General features: G+C 62.9%; 18 protein-coding genes. 12 read left to right on the plus strand and 6 right to left on the minus strand.

Annotated features, from left to right (window positions below):
* Positions 1–87: 87 nt before the first annotated feature.
* On the plus strand, positions 88–657 hold the full coding sequence (locus M511_RS07485) for a Gfo/Idh/MocA family protein (RefSeq protein WP_085501827.1): 570 nt from the start codon (positions 88–90) through the stop codon (positions 655–657).
* A gap of 277 nt (positions 658–934) precedes the next feature.
* Here the strand turns inward: M511_RS07485 and M511_RS07490 are convergent, their stop codons facing one another.
* Positions 935–1,366, minus strand: a complete 432-nt coding sequence (locus tag M511_RS07490) for a hypothetical protein (protein WP_139824553.1) — start codon at positions 1,364–1,366, stop codon at positions 935–937.
* 752 nt (positions 1,367–2,118) lie between these two features.
* Here M511_RS07490 and M511_RS07495 point away from each other — a divergent pair.
* From M511_RS07495 to M511_RS07520, 6 genes are all read left to right on the plus strand, one after another.
* A complete protein-coding gene (locus M511_RS07495) occupies positions 2,119–3,246 on the plus strand; it encodes an aminodeoxychorismate synthase component I (RefSeq protein WP_085501897.1) in 1,128 nt (375 codons plus the stop codon).
* A complete protein-coding gene (locus M511_RS07500) occupies positions 3,204–3,839 on the plus strand; it encodes an aminotransferase class IV family protein (protein WP_085501829.1) in 636 nt (211 codons plus the stop codon). The genes M511_RS07495 and M511_RS07500 overlap by 43 nt, the downstream gene beginning before the upstream one ends.
* Positions 3,840–4,026: 187 nt before the next feature.
* Positions 4,027–5,079, plus strand: a complete 1,053-nt coding sequence (gene nadA / locus M511_RS07505) for a quinolinate synthase NadA (RefSeq protein WP_085501830.1) — start codon at positions 4,027–4,029, stop codon at positions 5,077–5,079.
* 3 nt (positions 5,080–5,082) lie between these two features.
* Positions 5,083–6,648, plus strand: coding sequence for an L-aspartate oxidase (locus M511_RS07510; protein ID WP_010395921.1), 1,566 nt, complete (start codon positions 5,083–5,085; stop codon positions 6,646–6,648).
* Entirely contained in the window at positions 6,645–7,496 is an 852-nt protein-coding gene (gene nadC, locus M511_RS07515; protein WP_010395923.1) for a carboxylating nicotinate-nucleotide diphosphorylase, read from the plus strand. Before M511_RS07510 ends, nadC begins: the two co-directional genes overlap by 4 nt.
* Positions 7,497–7,673: 177 nt before the next feature.
* The gene (locus tag M511_RS07520) at positions 7,674–9,305 is read left to right on the plus strand and encodes an alpha-D-glucose phosphate-specific phosphoglucomutase (protein ID WP_010395925.1); all 1,632 of its coding nucleotides are present in this window, start codon (positions 7,674–7,676) and stop codon (positions 9,303–9,305) included.
* A 49-nt stretch (positions 9,306–9,354) separates the two neighbouring features.
* Here the strand turns inward: M511_RS07520 and M511_RS07525 are convergent, their stop codons facing one another.
* From M511_RS07525 to M511_RS07540, 4 genes are all read right to left on the minus strand, one after another.
* A complete protein-coding gene (locus M511_RS07525) occupies positions 9,355–10,497 on the minus strand; it encodes an alpha-D-ribose 1-methylphosphonate 5-triphosphate diphosphatase (protein ID WP_085501831.1) in 1,143 nt (380 codons plus the stop codon).
* Between the two features lie 160 nt (positions 10,498–10,657).
* A complete protein-coding gene (locus tag M511_RS07530; RefSeq protein WP_085501832.1) occupies positions 10,658–11,338 on the minus strand; it encodes an NAD-dependent deacylase in 681 nt (226 codons plus the stop codon).
* 7 nt (positions 11,339–11,345) lie between these two features.
* On the minus strand, positions 11,346–11,651 hold the full coding sequence (locus M511_RS07535; protein WP_085501833.1) for a hypothetical protein: 306 nt from the start codon (positions 11,649–11,651) through the stop codon (positions 11,346–11,348).
* A gap of 167 nt (positions 11,652–11,818) precedes the next feature.
* The gene (locus M511_RS07540; protein WP_010395932.1) at positions 11,819–12,004 is read right to left on the minus strand and encodes a heavy-metal-associated domain-containing protein; all 186 of its coding nucleotides are present in this window, start codon (positions 12,002–12,004) and stop codon (positions 11,819–11,821) included.
* 104 nt (positions 12,005–12,108) lie between these two features.
* On the opposite strand from M511_RS07540, the gene M511_RS07545 reads away from it, so the two are divergent.
* The 4 genes from M511_RS07545 to M511_RS07560 all read left to right on the plus strand — a co-directional run bounded on the left by M511_RS07545 (position 12,109) and on the right by M511_RS07560 (position 15,815).
* Positions 12,109–13,011, plus strand: a complete 903-nt coding sequence (locus M511_RS07545) for a DMT family transporter (RefSeq protein ID WP_010395934.1) — start codon at positions 12,109–12,111, stop codon at positions 13,009–13,011.
* Between the two features lie 41 nt (positions 13,012–13,052).
* Positions 13,053–14,852, plus strand: coding sequence for a translation elongation factor 4 (gene lepA, locus M511_RS07550; RefSeq protein WP_010395937.1), 1,800 nt, complete (start codon positions 13,053–13,055; stop codon positions 14,850–14,852).
* Between the two features lie 269 nt (positions 14,853–15,121).
* Positions 15,122–15,433 carry a TraR/DksA C4-type zinc finger protein gene (locus tag M511_RS07555; protein WP_050804183.1) on the plus strand — a complete coding sequence of 104 codons (312 nt, stop codon included), beginning with the start codon at positions 15,122–15,124 and terminating at the stop codon, positions 15,431–15,433.
* Between the two features lie 79 nt (positions 15,434–15,512).
* Positions 15,513–15,815 carry a hypothetical protein gene (locus tag M511_RS07560; RefSeq protein ID WP_085501834.1) on the plus strand — a complete coding sequence of 101 codons (303 nt, stop codon included), beginning with the start codon at positions 15,513–15,515 and terminating at the stop codon, positions 15,813–15,815.
* Between the two features lie 32 nt (positions 15,816–15,847).
* Here the strand turns inward: M511_RS07560 and M511_RS07565 are convergent, their stop codons facing one another.
* Complete coding sequence (locus tag M511_RS07565) at positions 15,848–16,621, minus strand: alpha/beta fold hydrolase (RefSeq protein WP_139824555.1); 774 nt, start codon at positions 16,619–16,621, stop codon at positions 15,848–15,850.
* Between the two features lie 83 nt (positions 16,622–16,704).
* Here M511_RS07565 and M511_RS07570 point away from each other — a divergent pair, with 83 nt between their 5' ends.
* The gene (locus M511_RS07570; RefSeq protein WP_176224524.1) at positions 16,705–17,088 is read left to right on the plus strand and encodes a hypothetical protein; all 384 of its coding nucleotides are present in this window, start codon (positions 16,705–16,707) and stop codon (positions 17,086–17,088) included.
* The last annotated feature ends 154 nt before the right edge of the window (positions 17,089–17,242 follow it).

Below are 17,242 nucleotides of genomic sequence, written 5' to 3' on the forward strand. Positions count from 1 at the left end.
CTGCCGTTGCTGACGGGCTGTTCTATGTCGCGGGTGGGGTCGACAAACAGGCCCGGCATTTCAAGGAGCTCGTGAAACTCTGGAAGAGTGTACCAGTTTGCCGCCGCGGTCCGTGCCGGTAAAAATGGCGAAATCCGCCATTCCGGGGCAATCTGTCTGCAAAGCTGGCTGACCCAGCCTGTATGGGGCCATTGGAGGACGGATCTGAAATGGCTGTGGCGGGATTCGACCGCCCATGGCTTCAAGGGCGGTCCGGGCGGTGTCGGTATCCATATCCTTGATTTTGCGACCTGCATTTCCGGTCAGGACGCGGCGCAGGTATCCTGCCTGCTCAAGGTCTTTGACAAGGTGCCGGGTAGGCGGATCGGGGACTATGTGCTTGACGCCAATGGCAGCGCGACCATGCGGATCATGCTGCGCAACGGCGCGCTGGGGACGATGGCGGCGACGCGGTTTGCAAGCGGGCATCACAACGACCTGCGCCTGCGCCTCTGTCGTGATCGGGACGGGCTTGAAGTCAGTTTCAAGATCTGCGTGAGCGCGGTTGCGCGCCTGTCTGTTCCCTTGAGGCTGCGGCCTGGCATGAGGTCGGACGTCCGCCCGCCCCGATGGTTTATGAGCGTTTTACCGCCGCGATCCGCGGCGAGGGGTGGCTGATCCCGATTTTGCCTGCGGCGCGGCAACGTCTGCCGGACCGGGCTGAGCAGTTCTTGGCCGAGGCTGGGCTCAGCCGCCCCGTTCAGGGCCATACCGATCCGGGGGCGGCTTCCTTTTTTCCCGGCCGCCGCCGGAGCCTTCGTCAGGGAAAGTGTGATGACGCAGACCGTTCCCGCCGTCGCCGTGCGCCCCTCCCGCATCCGTCTTGGCAGATCAGTGGCGGGCGGGGTGCCCATGCCTTCAACCTCGCTGGTATCGAAGGGCGCAAGGACCCCAATTATATTGATGGGTTGGTCTTATTGTTCAGAAATCTTATGCCTGAAATCCAGCCAAAGATTAGCGCCACTCCTGCCCCCAGACATGCGCCAGCAAGGGCGCCAAATAATATGCTGCTGAGTATCCCCTCTGTCCCTGCTACCCCCATTGCCAGAGCGAATAAGGATAGAAAAGCAACATAGACGACGCTTCCTGCGACGGCACCATATGCTGTCAAGCTGATGACAGAGAGAGCTTTGCTTTTTTGCAGAAAGTAGAGGCCCGGGAAACCAAGGATACCCAAGCCAGAATAACTAAAAACAGCGGAAAATAATAATGCAAAGCCCAATCCGCTTTTGTGAACGCTTGTTGCCGATGCCGAGATGATAATCAGAAGAGGTGGCAGCAAGGGCGCCACCGCCGACGCAATCAAGAATCGAATATTCATTTGCATGAGCAATTCCTGAATGTTTTTTCGGATCGCTGATACCAGATGTTATCAATACGATTCTATAGTTTGGTCTGTCTTGCCGCAATGGCGCAAACTGGCTGGCCATCAGCTCTCGTGTTTTCTGCGTCACACTGATGCGATTGGCTCTTTGCGATTTCAGTTTTTCTGTTCCATTCCGGAATATAATTTCTCGGAGACGGCTATCGGGAAACTGTGCTTCTGTCGATCTCGTAACGCCTGTCGAATCGCCGCGACGACCTCGGTCCTCGCCCAAAGAGCCCTCTCGATATAGTCCTTGGATTTCTCTCTGTCCGGAAATATTCCGTGCATTCCAGCACCGTATGGTTTCGTCAGTTTGCGACTGGAATCCAGTGGGTCACACAGTTGGATCAGCCGCGCCATCGCCTGTCGCGCGGATCAGATGCCGCGCATCAGATCCGCATCTCCATCGGCCACTCGGGGGCTGTCAGGAGGGGTTTGCCAATATCCATGGCTAGGCGACGCGCGCCATTCCCCACCCGCCGATCGGGTGGTCGGCCCAATCCGGCGGTGATCTTTCCCGCTATTCGTGAGGGGCTTGAGGGCGTCATCTTCGTCGATGTCTGCCTGCGCTCAGGCCGGCGCAATCGGGCCTGGGTGTCGCTCGCGCTATAATCGCCCCGGCGTCCACTGTTGTTGTCGCGTCGGTTCCTTTGCCGGCCATTGTTCCTGTCGCCGCGCCTGTGCTACCTCGCGGCGCAGGAATGGAGGCATGTGTGATCCTTTGCGAATTCGGTCCTGAGAGCGGGCCGGTCCTGTTTCAGGACCCGCAGGAAGTCGTGGTAGTGACCCGCGCCGAGGACGCCGCCCCCGCGCTTTCCCGGCTTGAGGATCTGCGTCGGCGGGGGGCGTGGATCGCGGGCTGGCTGTCCTATGAGCTGGGCTATGCGCTGGAGCCGGTGCTGACCGCTGATATGCCCGCCGCCCGCCGTGCGCCGTTGATGGTCTTTGCCGCCTTTGCCGCGCCCGTGCCCGCGCCCGCGCTGCCATCCGGCGATGGCGCACGGCTTGCGCCCTTGCAGCCGATGATCTCGCAAGGGGAATATGCCGCGGCCTTTGCCCGTACGCTCGACTATATCGGGGCGGGGGATTGCTATCAGATCAACCTGACCTTTCCGATCCGCTCGTGCCTGGTGGCAGGCACCCCGCCTGAACTTTACGCGGCGCTGGCCGCGCGGCAGCCGGTGGGGTTTGGTGCCTATGTCGACCTTGGGGTGGGGCCGGTGGTGGTTTCACGCTCGCCCGAGCTGTTCTTTCGCCTCGATGCGCAAGGCAGGATCGAGGCGCGGCCGATGAAGGGCACGGCCCCGCGAGATCCCGATCCGCTGCGGGACGCGGCGCTGGCGGCGGGGCTTGCCGCCTCGGAAAAGAACCGGGCCGAGAACCTGATGATCGTCGATCTTTTGCGCAACGATATTGCCCGCATTTCGCATGTCGGCTCGGTGCGGGTGCCCGAGCTTTTCGCCGTGGACAGCTTTGCCACTGTCCATCAGATGAGCTCGCGCGTGACTGGTCAGCTTGCGCGTCCGGCCGAGCTGGGCGAGCTGATGCGGGCGCTGTTTCCCTGCGGATCGATCACCGGTGCGCCCAAAATACGGGCCATGCAGATCATCCGCGAGGTCGAACCGTACCCTCGCGACGTCTATTGCGGTTCGATCGGCTGGATGGCGCCGGATGGGAGGGCGTGTTTCTCGGTCGCGATCCGGACCCTGTCGATCTGGCCCGATGGAGAGGTCATCCTGAATGTCGGCGGCGGCGTCGTCCAGGATTCGACCGCCGAGGGCGAATGGGAGGAGGCATTATGGAAAGCGGGCTACGCGCAGCATCTGGCGACCCCGACCTGAGGCTGATCGAGACGGTGCTGTGGGACGGCATCCAATGCCCCCGGATCGAAGGGCATCTGGCCCGTCTTGCCTCGGGTGCGCGCGCGCTTGGCTGGCCATGCGATCTGCGGGCGGCGCGCGCGGCACTGGTCGCCCCGTGGGGCCAGCCTGCGCGGCTGCGCCTGACCCTCGACCACGCCGGGCGGATTGAGGTGACGCAGGCGGCGCTGCCCCGATCGCGGCCCGAGTGGCGGCTGGCCCTGGCCGGGACCCGGCTGTCTTCGGACGATCCGTGGCTGCGGCTCAAGACCACGCGGCGGGCGCATTACGATGCTGCCCGCGCCGCTTTGCCCAAAGGGATCGACGAGGTGATTTTTCTTAACGAGCGGGGTGAGGTTTGCGATGGCACAATCACCACGCTGTTCTTTGATCGCGGACAGGGTATGCGCACGCCGCCGCTTGCCTCAGGCCTGTTGCCGGGTGTCCTGCGCGGCCAGATGCTTGCCAGCGGGGAATGCCGTGAAGAGTTGCTGCTGGCAGCGGATATGCCCCATCTCAGGCTATGGGTCGGCAATGCGCTGCGCGGCCTGATCCCGGCGGTCTGGGTGGGATAGGGCGCGACGGGGGGGCTTTCGTCCGGGGATCAGCGGCTTGGGCCTTGTTACCTAACTGTCGCATTTGCATTGCCCGAGTGACCTCCATCCGTTAGGAAACCCGACTCACGGGCGGGGGCGGCTTTGGCATCAGGCTGACCGCATCGCATCGGAGGGACCGCGCCGCGGGCAGAGCAGGGGGGACCAAATGCTCGATCTGACGACCATCCGCAGCGAGCTTGGCTCGCATTACGATCTTGAGCCCTCGCTCGAACTGGCCGAGCGTATGGCCGATATCCATGCGCGCATGGGCCGTGTCATGCCATGGCCGGACTGGGCAATTCATGCCCCCTATGTCGCCGCGATCAACAAGCTCAAGAAAGAGCGGAATGCCGTCGTGCTGGCGCATAACTATATGACGCCCCAGATCTATCACGGTATTTCGGATGTCGTGGGCGACAGCCTTGCGCTTGCCATCGCAGCGACCAGGGTCGAGGCCGAGGTGATCGTCCAATGCGGCGTGCATTTCATGGCCGAGACCTCAAAGATCCTGAACCCGCAAAAGACCGTGCTGATGCCTGATATGGAGGCCGGCTGCTCGCTTGCCGAAAGCATCACCCCAGAGGGGATCGCTGAAATGCGCGCCCGTTTCCCGGATGCACCGGTGGTCAGCTATGTCAACACCACGGCCGAGGTAAAGGCTGCCTCGGACATTTGCTGTACCTCTGCCAATGCGGCGCAGATCGTTGCGGCGCTGGACTGCGATACGATCATCATGACGCCTGACAAGTGGCTGGCACAGAATGTCGCCCGGCAGGTCCCGCAAAAGCGGATCGTCTGGTGGGACGGGGCTTGCGTTGTGCATGAACGCTTTACTGCGCAGGATCTGCGGGATTTTCGCTCGTGGAACCCGGGGCTGAAGATTATCGCCCACCCTGAATGCCCGCCCGAGGTGGTGGCCGAGGCCGATTATGCCGGCTCGACCGCCAGTATTCAGGACTGGGTCGAACGTGAGCAGCCCCGGCAGGTGATGTTGGTCACCGAATGTTCGATGGCCTCGAACATCTCGGACGCTAACCCGGACGTCGAGTTCCTGGGCCCCTGCAACATGTGCCCCTATATGCAAAAGATCACGCTGGAAAAGGTGCTCTGGTCGCTGCACACCATGACCGGAGTGGTCGAGGTGGACCCCGAAATCGCCGCACGCGCGCGCCTTTCGGTCCAGCGTATGATCGACCTGTCGCAACGCCTGGCGGCCTGACGCATGCGCGAGGTCTCGACCGGCCGCGTCGTCATCGTCGGCGCCGGGTTGGGCGCGCTTTATGCGGCGCTGAAACTGGCGCCGCGCCCTGTGCTGATGATCTCGCCCGAGGTGCTGGGGCAGGGGGCCAGTTCGGCTTGGGCGCAGGGCGGGGTGGCTGCGGCCATGGACCCCGCCGACAGCCCTGCCGCCCATGCCCGCGACACGCTGATTGCGGGTGCGGGCACCGTCGATCCCGAGGTTGCCCACCGCGTCACCCAAGAGGCCCGCGCCCATATCCTTGACCTGACCACGCTTGGCACGCCGTTCGACCGCAGGCCGGACGGCGGCTATGTCATGTCGCGTGAGGCGGCGCACAGCTTTGCCCGCGTCGTGCGCGTGCGCGGGGATCAGGCGGGAGCGGAAATCATGCGCGTCCTCGTCGCCTGCGTGCGCGAGACGCCCTCGGTGCAGGTGCTTGAGGGTGTGATTGCAACTGGCCTGTCGGTCGAAAACGGCGCCGTGACGGGGGTCGATGTGGCGCTTTCCGGTCCGCAAGGTTCGGCCCCTTTGCGCATCCGCGCCCCGGCGGTGCTGCTGGCGGGCGGCGGCTCGGGCGGGCTTTACGCGCTGACGACCAACCCTTCGCGCATTCGCGGACAGGTGATCGGCATGGCGGCGCGGGCCGGGGCGGAAATCGCCGATGCCGAATTTGTCCAGTTTCATCCGACTGCGATTGATTGCGGCGAAGATCCCGCGCCCCTGGCGACCGAGGCGCTGCGGGGTGAGGGGGCGCATCTGATCAACCGTCTGGGTGAGCGGTTCATGCCGGCGATCCACCCCGATGCCGAGCTTGCGCCACGCGATGTGGTGGCCCGCGCCATTTATGCCCAGACTCAGGCAGGGCTGCGGCCGATGCTTGACACCCGGGCCTGCCTTGGGCCGCGCCTCCTCACCGATTTTCCCGCTGTGGCCGAGGCCTGTGCCAGGGCGGGCATCGACCCCACGCGCGAGCCGATCCCGGTCGCCGCTGCCGCGCATTACCATATGGGCGGCATCGCGGTGGATGATGATGGCAGGGCCAGCCTAGACCGGCTTTGGGTCTGTGGCGAGGCCAGCTCGACCGGGCTGCATGGTGCAAACCGGCTGGCCTCGAACGGGCTGCTTGAGGCGCTGGTCTTTGCCCGCCGCTGCGCGCTTTCGATTGAGGCGCAACCAGTTCCTGTGCAGGATGAACCACAGGTCCTGTTGCCCGATTTGCCTCCGGGCACGGTGCCCGATCCTGCGCTGGTCGCCCGGCTGCGCCGTGCCATGACCGAGGGCGCGGGCGTCTTGCGCGACGCCGATGGCCTTGCCCGCTGCCTGCGCGAGATTGCTGCCATCGAGGCTGCCCAACCCGATTGCCCCGCGCTTTTGAACATGACCGCAACCGCGACCCTGATCGCTGCGGCGGCGCTGATGCGGCAGGAAAGCCGGGGGGCGCATTGCCGCACCGATTTCCCGCAGACCATGGCCGAAGGCCGCCGCTCGCGCCTGACGCTGGCGCAGGCGCTGGCCTTGCGCGCCTCGCTTGAACCGGAGACGACATGACCGACATGCCCCCGCTGCCCGAGATGATCCTTGAGCCCCTGGTACGGGCCGCACTGACCGAGGATCTGGGCACCTATGGCGATATCACCACCCGCACGGTGATCCCGGCCGGGACCCACTATCGGGCACGGATCGTGGCACGCGAGGCGGGCGTTGCCTCGGGCATGCAGCTGGCCGCCATCGCCTTTCGGCTGATCGACCCGAGCCTTGTCTGGCGGCTGCATCATTCTGACGGCAGCCCCTTTCAGCCGGGCGATACCTTGGCCGAGATCGAGGGCGAGGCCGCCTCGATCCTTTCGGCCGAGCGGGTGGCGCTGAACTTTGCCGGCCGCCTTTCCGGTATTGCGACCCAGACGGCGGCTTTCGTGGCCGAGACGGCGGGCACCCGGGCGCGCATTACCTGCACGCGCAAGACCACTCCGGGTCTGCGGTTGGTCGAGAAACAGGCGGTGCTGCATGGCGGCGGTTTCAACCACCGTTTCAGTCTGTCGGATGCGATCCTGATCAAGGACAATCATATCGCCGCGGCGGGCGGCATTCGGCCGGTGTTGCAGGCGGTCAAGGCGCGCGCCTCGCATATGATGCGGGTCGAGATCGAGGTTGACCGCCTTGACCAGCTTGCCGAGGTACTGGACGAAGGCGGTGCCGATGTCGTTCTGCTTGACAATATGCGGACCGAGGATCTGCGCGAGGCGGTAGTGATGGCACAGGGCCGCGTGGTGCTGGAGGCGTCGGGCAATATGAGACTTGCCCGTATCGCCGAGGTGGCGACGACGGGTGTTGACTATATCTCGGTCGGGGCGCTGACCCATTCGGCACGCACGCTGGATCTGGGCCTGGATTTCTGAGACGCAGAGCCATGTTGCCGCCCTGCGCGGGATCCTGCCCATGCACCTGTTGCCTGCCCGGCGCATAGCCACACAGGCTGTTGCGCCGGGCCTTGATAGCTGGTGATTTCCAACCATTGCCCTTAGTCGTGCTGGCTGCCAGCATCCCGCCCGACCAAGAACGTTAAGGAGAGGTCCATGACCGTTCATACCGTCCCGACCCGGCCCATTGAGGGCCAAAAGCCCGGCACGTCCGGCCTGCGCAAGAAGACCCCGGTCTTTATGCAGCCGCATTATCTGGAAAATTTCGTGCAGGCGATCTGGAACGGTACCGGGGGCGCGTCGGGTAAGACCTATGTTCTGGGTGGGGACGGGCGCTATTTCAGCGACCGCGCCGCGCAGGTGATCCTGCGCATGGCTGCGGCGAGCGGCGCGAAAAAGGTGATCGTCGGGCAGAATGCACTGCTGTCGACCCCCGCCGCCTCGCATCTGATCAGGCTGCGCAAGGCAGATGGCGGCATTATCATGTCGGCCAGCCACAACCCCGGCGGCCCGAATGAGGATTTCGGCGTCAAATACAACACCGCCAATGGCGGCCCCGCGCCCGAGCCGGTGACCGAGGCGATTTTTGCCGCCAGCAAGACACTTGGTGAATATCACATCCTGGATGCACAGGACGTCGATCTTTCCACCCCCGGTACAACGACCCTTGGCGGGATGGAGGTCGAGGTCGTCGATCCGGTCGCCGATTATGCCGAGCTGATGCGCTCGATCTTTGATTTTGACAAGATCCGGGCGCTGTTTGGCGATGGTTTCCGCATCCGCTTTGACGCCATGCATGCCGTCACCGGGCCCTATGCCAAGGCGATACTTGAGGGCGCGTTGGGGGCGCCTGCGGGTTCGGTGGTCAATGCCGTGCCTAGCCCCGATTTCGGCGGCGGTCATCCCGATCCCAACCCGATCTGGGCCAAGGATCTGATGGATGTAATGTTTGGCGCCGATGCGCCGGATTTCGGCGCTGCCTCGGACGGGGATGGCGACCGCAACATGATCGTCGGCCGGAATTGCTATGTGACGCCCTCGGACAGCCTTGCGGTACTTGCCGCCAACGCGACGCTGGTGCCTGCCTATGCCAAGGGGCTGAAGGGGGTTGCCCGTTCGATGCCGACCTCGCGTGCGCTGGACCGCGTGGCCGAAAGCCTGGGCCTTGCCTGCTGCGAAACCCCGACCGGATGGAAGTTCTTTGGCAATCTGCTTGACGCCGACCGCGCCACGCTTTGCGGCGAGGAAAGCGCCGGAACCGGTTCGGATCATGTGCGGGAAAAGGACGGCTTGTGGGCGGTGCTGTTCTGGCTGAACGTGCTTGCCGAGCGCCGTCAGTCGGTTGCCGAGGTCATGGCTGATCACTGGGCGAAATTCGGCCGCAACTATTATTCGCGCCACGATTACGAGGCGGTTGATGCCGGCGCGGCCTCGGAGCTGATGGAGGCATTGCGCGCCCGTCTGTCCGAACTGCCGGGCCAGACCATTGCCGGCCTGCGTATCGAGGCGGCGGATGAGTTTGCCTATGATGACCCGGTGGATGGTTCGCGGACCGAACGTCAGGGCCTGCGGATCATGACCCAAGGTGGTGGGCGCATCGTAATGCGCCTGTCGGGTACCGGGACCGAAGGCGCGACCCTGCGCGTCTATCTTGAGCGGGTCGAGACCGATCCGGCCCGGATGAAGGACGATCCGCAAGCGGCACTGGCCCCGATCATCACAGCCGCCGAGGAAATCGCCGGTATCCGCGCCCGTACCGGCCGGCCTCGGCCCGATGTGATTACCTGAGACCTTGCGGCGGCGGGGTGTCCCCGCCGCCCTTGTCCACTGCCGGTGTTCAGACCCTTTGGCCGCGCACCCATGTTCCGCGCATGACCGGGGTTTCGCCCATCATTGAGAATCGGATCAGATCGGCCCGCAGCCCCGGCGCGATACGGCCGCGATCTGTAAGGCCCGCAGCCTTGGCCGGGTTTCGGGTTACAGTTGCGATGGCACGGGGCAGGTCATCCCAGATCCGCGCAAGGATCAGCGCCCCGGCCAGCAAAGCCGAGGGCACATAATCCGAGGACAGAATGTCCAGATGCCCGGCCCGTGCCAGTTCGGCTGCCGAGACATTGCCGGAATGCGATCCGCCACGCATCAGGTTCGGCGCCCCCATCATCACCATGATGCCATGAGCGTGGCATGCGGCCGCCGCCTCGGGCGTGGTCGGGAACTCTGCCAGCCGCACCCCATGACCTGCCGAAGTCACGACATGTTCGGCGGTAGTGTCGTCATGGCTGGCGAGTACCGCGCCCAGACGATGCGCGATCTCGACCGCCGCTGCCTCGTGCTGGTCGCCGAAACGGGCACGCAAATCCCGCAGTCTTGCGACATGCCGGGCGAATTCCTCGTCCGACAGTTTGTACTTGCCCTGCACATACTGGGCGAGCTTGCTGATATCGCGGAACTGACGCTGACCGGGGGTATGGTCCATCAGGCTGATGATACCGACGCGGTCCTCGGGGCCGAATTCGTCCAGTTCGGCCAGCAGGGTCTCTGAGCAGACCTCGGCACGCAGATGCAGCAGATGACTGATCCGCAGCACATCTTTTTCACGCAGCGCGGCCAGTTCATGGGCAAGCGCGCGGGCATATTTCTCGTAATCCTTGTCCGGTCCATTATTCGGGATCGAGCCCACGCGCATCGCATCAAAGACCGTGGTGATGCCACAGCCTGCCAGCTCGGCATCATGGGCGAGGATGGCATTGGCATGGGGCCAATCCACGCCAGGGCGCGGGCGCAGGTGACGTTCAAGGTTGTCGGTATGCAGCTCGACCATGCCGGGGGCGAGGAAATCGCCTTGCAGATCCTCGGCCCCCGTCGGGACAATCTCGCCGGGCTCGATCGCTGTGATGACACCATTCTCGATGATAAGTGCGCCGGTCGTCACGGTATCAGGCAGGATCAGGCGGGCATTGGCGAGGATGGTGCGGGTCATGGTGGGCCTTGAGGTTGCGGGCAGGCGAAAGGTGCAGGCAAGGGGTGGCGGATCGGCTTGCAATGGTCAAGCCTTGCCCCCTGCTCTGCTGCGGGCTGCTGTTGCGCCGGCGGCGCGGATCAATGGATATTTAGACACGAAAGAAGTCTGGAGGCGCTGCTCAGGAGCAGAGCATATCGACCCATTCGGGCACGACCGTCGTGGCGGGGCCGATGCGGCGTTGGGTGAAGTCGCGACTGACGGCCGAGTCGACGAGATTCAGCTCGATGGTTTCGGCACCATTGCGGCGCGCGTGTTGGGCGAGACCGGCGGCGGGATAGACGAGGCCCGAGGTGCCGATGGCGGCAAAGATCCCGGCGTTTTCGACAGCAGCCCAGATTGCCTCCATATGATAGGGGATTTCGCCGAACCAGACGATATCGGGCCGGGTTTCCGGTGCCCCGCAGGAGGGGCAGAGATCTTGTGCCCGCATCACCAGCGGTGCTGGCCATCGACAGCCGCAGGCGGCGCAGAGGGCGCCGAGCAGGCTGCCGTGCATATGGATCACCTCGGTCGAGCCGCCGCGTTCGTGCAGATCGTCGACATTCTGCGTGATCAGTGTCAGGTCGTGATGCCGGGCCAGCCGGGCCAGCGCCCGATGCGCGGCGTTGGGCTGGGCGCGGACCGCAGTGGCGCGGCGCTGGTTATAAAAGCGATGAACCAAAGCTGGATCGCGCCGAAAGCCCTCGGGCGTTGCGACGTCCTCGATCCTATGATTTTCCCACAGCCCGTCACTGGCGCGAAAGGTCCGGATCCCGCTTTCGGCCGAGATGCCGGCCCCGGTCAGCACGGTGATGCGCATATCAGGCTCAGCGTGCGCAATAGGCCTCGGCCGCGGCGGCAAAGCGTTTGTAGCGTGCCCAGAAGGCGTTGTCGGCGTCGCTTTTCGACATGCGGACCTTTTGCGCCTCGTCCGCGTCACGGAAAAAGCGGGCAGCGCGGCGCTGGTCAGAGCGCGATAGCGTCTGGTCGGCGACCTGCTGGATGCAGCCACAGACCTGGCTGTTGCGGGCGCCGCGTTCTGAGCGCACGCATGCAGAATCAATCGGCCCTGCCACGGCCCATGGCGCAGTAAGCACCACCGCCGCGGCGGCGGTCATCAGTCGGTTGAACATTCCTGTCTCCTCGGCTCGTGTCGCGGCATGGGGCTGGGCACCCTCTGTCTGCTGCGATCTTTCTGCCATCAAGGTTAGCAGAAGCTGCCTTTGGTCTCAATTATGGCGGGCAGCGAACGACGGGCCAAGGATGGCGGCTGAGCCGCGACGAGGCCCAAGATATGCCCTCAGGCCGGTTCGGGGGTATAGCCGGCGTCGCGAATCACCTGGGCGGCGCGGTCGCGCTCCAGCCCCTCGACAGTGACGCTATGCGTGGGCAGATCGCAGCTGGCATGGCCGCCTGCCTCGGCCACCGCCTTTTCGATCGCGGCGGTGCAATGGTTGCAGCTCATGTCCTCAACGCGGAACTTCATCAGGGCATCCTTTCGCCTGGCCGGACCTTTCGCTTGTCCGGGAACCGACCTATGATCGCGCCACGGCGCCACGGGCGCAACTCCCCCTCATGAGGCTGCGACCGATGGTCACCGAAAATTTCCGTGGTGCGATCCTGATGGTGATCTCGATGGTGCTGTTCGCCTTCGAGGACATGTTCATCAAGCTGCTTTCGGCCGAGCTGCCTTACGCCCAAGTGCTGGCGCTGATCGGGCTTTTGGGGCTTTGCGTCTTTGGCACCATGCTGAAGCTGAAAGGTGGGCGGCTTTTTACCCGTGACCTTGTACGGCCAGTCGTGTTGTTCCGCGGGTTGATGGAGGCAGTCGGCTCGATCGGGATCGTCGTGGCGCTGGCACTGACCGAGCTGTCTTCAACTTCGGCGATCATGCAGGCCTTGCCGCTTGCCATCGTGGTTGGCGCGGCGCTGATGGGCGAGCCGGTCGGCTGGAGACGCTGGGTCGCGATCATTGTCGGCTTTCTTGGCGTATTGTTGGTGATCCGGCCGGGGCTGGACGGGTTCCAGCCGATCTCGCTGATGGCGCTTCTGGCGGTGGTGGGGCTTGCAGGCCGTGATCTGTGCACCCGGCATGTACCGGCGCGTATCCATTCCGATCAGCTTGCCGCCTCGGCTTTCTTTGCCATTTTGATTGCTGCCCTGCAGATGGGGTGGGTGCTGGGGCAGGAGTTCGTCATGCCCGACCTGCGTCAATGGCTGCTGGTAGTGGGCTGTATCGCTGTGGGTGTGGGTGGGTATGGATTGCTGGTTGCCGCAACCCGCGTCGGTGAGGCCTCGGCCCTGGCTCCATATCGTTATGCCCGTCTGGTGTTTGCCCTGATTCTTGCCTTTGTGGTCTTTGGTGAGCGGCCGGATGTTCTGACCATGCTGGGTGCTGCGATCATCGTTGCCTCGGGTTGCTACACGATGTGGCGCGAGGCGGTGCTGCGTCGGCGCCAGCTGCGCGCAGCCGGCTTTGCCCCGATCTCTTGAATCCTCTTCCCGCAACGCAAAAGCCCTTGTATAGCCCGGCCATGACCGACCTTGATCTCATCCGCAATTTTTCGATCGTGGCACATATCGACCACGGTAAATCCACCTTGGCCGACCGGCTGATCCAGATGACGGGCACGGTCGCCGAACGCGACATGAAAGCCCAGCTGCTGGACAGCATGGATATCGAACGCGAGCGCGGTATCACCATCAAGGCCAACACCGTGCGCATCGAATACCCGGCCAGGGACGGGCGCACCTATGTGCTGAACCTGATCGACACCCCCGGCCACGTCGACTTTGCCTATGAAGTCAGCCGCAGCATGCGCGCCGTCGAAGGCTCGCTGTTGGTTGTGGACGCCACGCAAGGGGTCGAGGCACAGACGCTCGCCAACGTCTATCAGGCCATCGATGCCGGGCATGAGATCGTGCCGGTTCTGAACAAGATCGACCTGCCTGCCGCCGAGCCTGGTCGCGTCAAGGAGCAGATCGAGGACGTGATCGGCATCGACGCCCATGACGCGATCGAGATCTCGGCCAAGACCGGTCTTGGCATCCCTGATGTGCTTGAGGCCATCGTTACCCGCCTGCCAGCACCCAAGGGCGACCGGGACGCACCGCTTAAGGCGATGCTCGTCGATTCGTGGTATGATCCCTATCTGGGCGTTGTCGTGATGATCCGTGTCATGGATGGGGTGATCCGCAGGGGCGACCGCATCCGTATGATGCAGACTAATGCCGTCTACGGCATCGACAAGCTTGCGGTCCTGCGTCCCCAGATGCAGGATATTGCCGAGCTGGGGCCGGGTGAAATTGGCGTGCTGACTGCGTCGATCAAGCAGGTGCGTGACACCCGCGTCGGCGATACCATCACCCATGAGCGTAAGGGCTGTGAGCAGCCGCTGCCGGGCTTCAAACCCGCGCAGCCGGTCGTATTCTGCGGGCTCTTCCCGGTCGATGCCAACGATTTTGAGGCGTTGCGCGATGCTATCGAAAAGCTCGCACTGAACGACGCCAGTTTTAGCTATGAGATGGAGACCTCGGCCGCGTTGGGTTTCGGTTTCCGCTGCGGATTCCTGGGCCTTTTGCATCTTGAGGTGATCCGGGACCGGCTGGAGCGCGAATACGATCTGGATCTCATTACTACTGCACCTTCGGTGGTGTTCAAACTTTACATGAAGGATGGCGAGGTGCGGGACCTTCACAACCCCGCTGATATGCCTGACCTGACCCATGTTGATCACATCGAAGAGCCGCGGATCAAAGCCACCATTATGGTGCCTGACGAATATCTGGGTGATGTGCTGAAGCTTTGTCAGGACCGGCGTGGTATCCAGCTTGACCTGACCTATGCCGGCAATCGGGCCATGGTGGTTTATGACCTGCCGTTGGCCGAGGTGGTTTTCGACTTCTATGACCGGCTCAAGTCGGTGACCAAGGGCTATGCCAGCTTTGATTACCAGATCTCGGAATATCGCGAGGATTATCTGGTCAAGATGTCGATTCTTGTGAACGATGAACCGGTCGATGCGCTGGCGATCATGGTTCACCGCGACCGGGCCGAATCGCGTGGCCGTGCCATGGTCGAAAAGCTTAAGGACCTGATCCCGCGGCACATGTTCAAAATTCCGATTCAGGCAGCGATCGGTGGTCGGGTGATTGCGCGTGAAACGCTTAGCGCCCTGCGTAAGGACGTGACGGCAAAATGTTATGGCGGTGACGCAACGCGTAAGAAAAAATTGCTGGAAAAACAAAAGGCTGGCAAGAAAAAGATGCGCCAGTTCGGCAAGGTCGAAATTCCGCAGACCGCCTTTATTCAGGCGCTGAAGATGGATAGCTGATAGTTGCACTACCCTGAACCGGGTGCGCGCAAGCAGCCCCGGTTCAGGGCAGATATGTGCAAAAGAAGGCAGGCGAGTGCTGGTCGTCATAGACCCATCCTGGCGCCCACAGGTTAAATTCGGGTTACCATCAAAGAGGCTGGGGGTCCCTGCGGCAGATAAATCCCTCCCACTGCATGTCTGGTTGGGAAGGTCGCAACAAATTGACGCAGATCAAAGTCGCCGAGGCGCATTTTGTGTATGGCCCTGTCCGCGAACAGGAGCGCCTTATGAAGCTGACCACCCGCAAAACCATTTTGACCGCGCGTCGAGATGCTATTCATGCTGATCTGGCGATGATTCGTCATGAGCTTGAGGCCTCTCAGCCCCAATCTATTTCAGGGGAACACGGGGCCGTTATTCACGCCCTTGGTCAAGCTGGTCAGGCTGAACTGGAGCAGATCGAATCGGCGCTGCAGCGGATCGCTGGCGGTGACTATGGAGTTTGCACCTGCTGCGGTGCTGTGATCCCGGCAGAGCGGTTGGATTCGTTGCCGGATATCCTCACCTGCACGGGCTGCCAATCGCGCGGGTTAAGCTGAGGCGACAGTCCGGCCGCCTGATTAATTGCCTAGTCGTAAGGGTTTGTTAACCCCTGGTGGCTAAACAGGGGTCATGCGTATGATCCTGTCCCTGGTCCTGATTCTTTCCGCCTGCGCTTCGCCATCGCCGCAATTCTTTGGCGCCACCCGGTATGACACGACGCTGGATGGTATCCGGTTTGTCGTTTTTCACGACGGTGCGCGGGCACAGGTGATCCGCCTTGGTTATCTTGACCGTCAGACCCGCGCCAGGATTCCTGAACTGATGGTGGTGGCCGCCGAACAGACAACCGGATGCCGGGTCATTCCCAACAGCCTTCGCAGTCGCATTCCCGGCGACACAGGCGAGGCGCAGCTGTCTCTGCGGTGCCCTGACGGATGATCCGTGATAAATGCCGCTGTCTGGGTCAGGACTTAGTCCAGAAAGGCCGCGACTGTCCCGGCCACTTCGGCGGGACGATCCGCATGCAGCCAATGTCCGGCACCGGCGATGGTGCGAATGTCAGCCTGCGGGAAATGCGCCCTGATCGCTTCGGATTGCTGCGGGGCGCGACAATAGTCCGATTCCGAGCCGATCAGAAATAACGCAGGGCCGGTAAAGCTGCCTTTTGGGGCGTTCTCGGGCCAGCCCACCAGAAACGGCATCTGATCCCGCAAAGCTGCAAGGTTGAATTTCCACTGCGGCGGATCGGCTTTCAGGTCCAGCGATTGCAGCAGAAAGGCACGCACACCCGGATCTGAAATATGTTCGGCCAGACGTGCGTCTGCCTCGGACCGCCGCTCGATACCGGCCAGATCGGTTGCCTCCATTGCGTCGATATGGCTGGCTTGACTATGCGCATAGGCAAAGGGGGCGATATCCATGATGATCAGCCGACGAACAAGGCCCGGCTGGGTCAGCGCCAGCATCATTGCCGCCTTGCCTCCCATCGAATGGCCCAGAATATCGGCCTGCCCCCCTTCGGCAGCGACGATCTGGGCCAGATCATGGGCGAGGGCGGGGTAGCTGTGATCGGGATCGTGAAAGCTGTCGCCATGATTGCGCATATCGACCGCGATCACTCGCCGTGTCTCACCCAGGCGACGGGCCAGACCGCCCAGATTGCGCCCCGATCCGAACAGCCCGTGCGCCAGCAGAACTGGCGGCTGATCCGAATCTCTACCCGTAATTGTCATGTTCAGCATCATGGATCTAACCTAGCGACACTGGCGAGCTTGCGCCAGAGAGGGTAGGTTGGCGAAAACCTGCAATGGGCGTGACGGGGGACGTCATGGGTATCGAGAAGATCCGGCCGATGGCCGATGAGGTGGCGGGCCTTATGGCGGCGCGGTTTGGTGGTGTCCGTCGCGGGCAGCAAGCCGATCTGGGGAGCATGCTGCGCAAGCGCGGCGGTGCCTTGCCGCGGCGGCTGAGGCGCGAGGCCCGGGTACTGGCCGATGCCGATCTGAAGGCTGGACAGCCCAAATTGGCGCGGCAGGTCGATTTTGAACAGCTTGAGCGCGCGCATAAGGCGCTGGTTTCTTACCTGCGTCCGCTTGGGCAGGGGGGGCGGATGCAAGGAGGCGTGGTCGGCGTTGCGGCAAGCGTGATGTTCGGCCTGCTGATTCTGGCGGCCGTCGCCATTTGGATTATGAAGGTGCGCGGGTTGATCTGAGCCGCAGGGGGGGGGGAGGGTCGAGCCTGAAGAGCACAATAGAAAAAGCCGGCGCATATTGGCCGGCTTTTTCTTTGTATCAGATGCTCAAAGAAGGTGTGGGTCAGGAATGCTGTAAGAATACCTATTCCGCCCGGTCTTGTGAGCTGCGCAG

Source organism: Paracoccus sp. J56, from assembly GCF_019633685.1.
In the GTDB taxonomy this organism is placed as follows: domain Bacteria; phylum Pseudomonadota; class Alphaproteobacteria; order Rhodobacterales; family Rhodobacteraceae; genus Paracoccus; species Paracoccus kondratievae.

Bases quoted from the DNA above. Each gene is read 5' to 3' on its own strand.
- M511_RS07490 (WP_139824553.1), bottom strand. From the start codon at position 1,366: ATGCAAATGAATATTCGATTCTTGATTGCGTCGGCGGTGGCGCCCTTG.
- M511_RS07500 (WP_085501829.1), top strand. From the start codon at position 3,204: ATGGAAAGCGGGCTACGCGCAGCATCTGGCGACCCCGACCTGAGGCTG.
- nadA (WP_085501830.1), top strand. From the start codon at position 4,027: ATGCTCGATCTGACGACCATCCGCAGCGAGCTTGGCTCGCATTACGAT.
- M511_RS07510 (WP_010395921.1), top strand. From the start codon at position 5,083: ATGCGCGAGGTCTCGACCGGCCGCGTCGTCATCGTCGGCGCCGGGTTG.
- nadC (WP_010395923.1), top strand. From the start codon at position 6,645: ATGACCGACATGCCCCCGCTGCCCGAGATGATCCTTGAGCCCCTGGTA.
- M511_RS07520 (WP_010395925.1), top strand. From the start codon at position 7,674: ATGACCGTTCATACCGTCCCGACCCGGCCCATTGAGGGCCAAAAGCCC.
- M511_RS07525 (WP_085501831.1), bottom strand. From the start codon at position 10,497: ATGACCCGCACCATCCTCGCCAATGCCCGCCTGATCCTGCCTGATACC.
- M511_RS07530 (WP_085501832.1), bottom strand. From the start codon at position 11,338: ATGCGCATCACCGTGCTGACCGGGGCCGGCATCTCGGCCGAAAGCGGG.
- M511_RS07535 (WP_085501833.1), bottom strand. From the start codon at position 11,651: ATGTTCAACCGACTGATGACCGCCGCCGCGGCGGTGGTGCTTACTGCG.
- M511_RS07540 (WP_010395932.1), bottom strand. From the start codon at position 12,004: ATGAAGTTCCGCGTTGAGGACATGAGCTGCAACCATTGCACCGCCGCG.
- M511_RS07545 (WP_010395934.1), top strand. From the start codon at position 12,109: ATGGTCACCGAAAATTTCCGTGGTGCGATCCTGATGGTGATCTCGATG.
- lepA (WP_010395937.1), top strand. From the start codon at position 13,053: ATGACCGACCTTGATCTCATCCGCAATTTTTCGATCGTGGCACATATC.
- M511_RS07555 (WP_050804183.1), top strand. From the start codon at position 15,122: ATGAAGCTGACCACCCGCAAAACCATTTTGACCGCGCGTCGAGATGCT.
- M511_RS07560 (WP_085501834.1), top strand. From the start codon at position 15,513: ATGATCCTGTCCCTGGTCCTGATTCTTTCCGCCTGCGCTTCGCCATCG.
- M511_RS07565 (WP_139824555.1), bottom strand. From the start codon at position 16,621: ATGATGCTGAACATGACAATTACGGGTAGAGATTCGGATCAGCCGCCA.
- M511_RS07570 (WP_176224524.1), top strand. From the start codon at position 16,705: ATGGGTATCGAGAAGATCCGGCCGATGGCCGATGAGGTGGCGGGCCTT.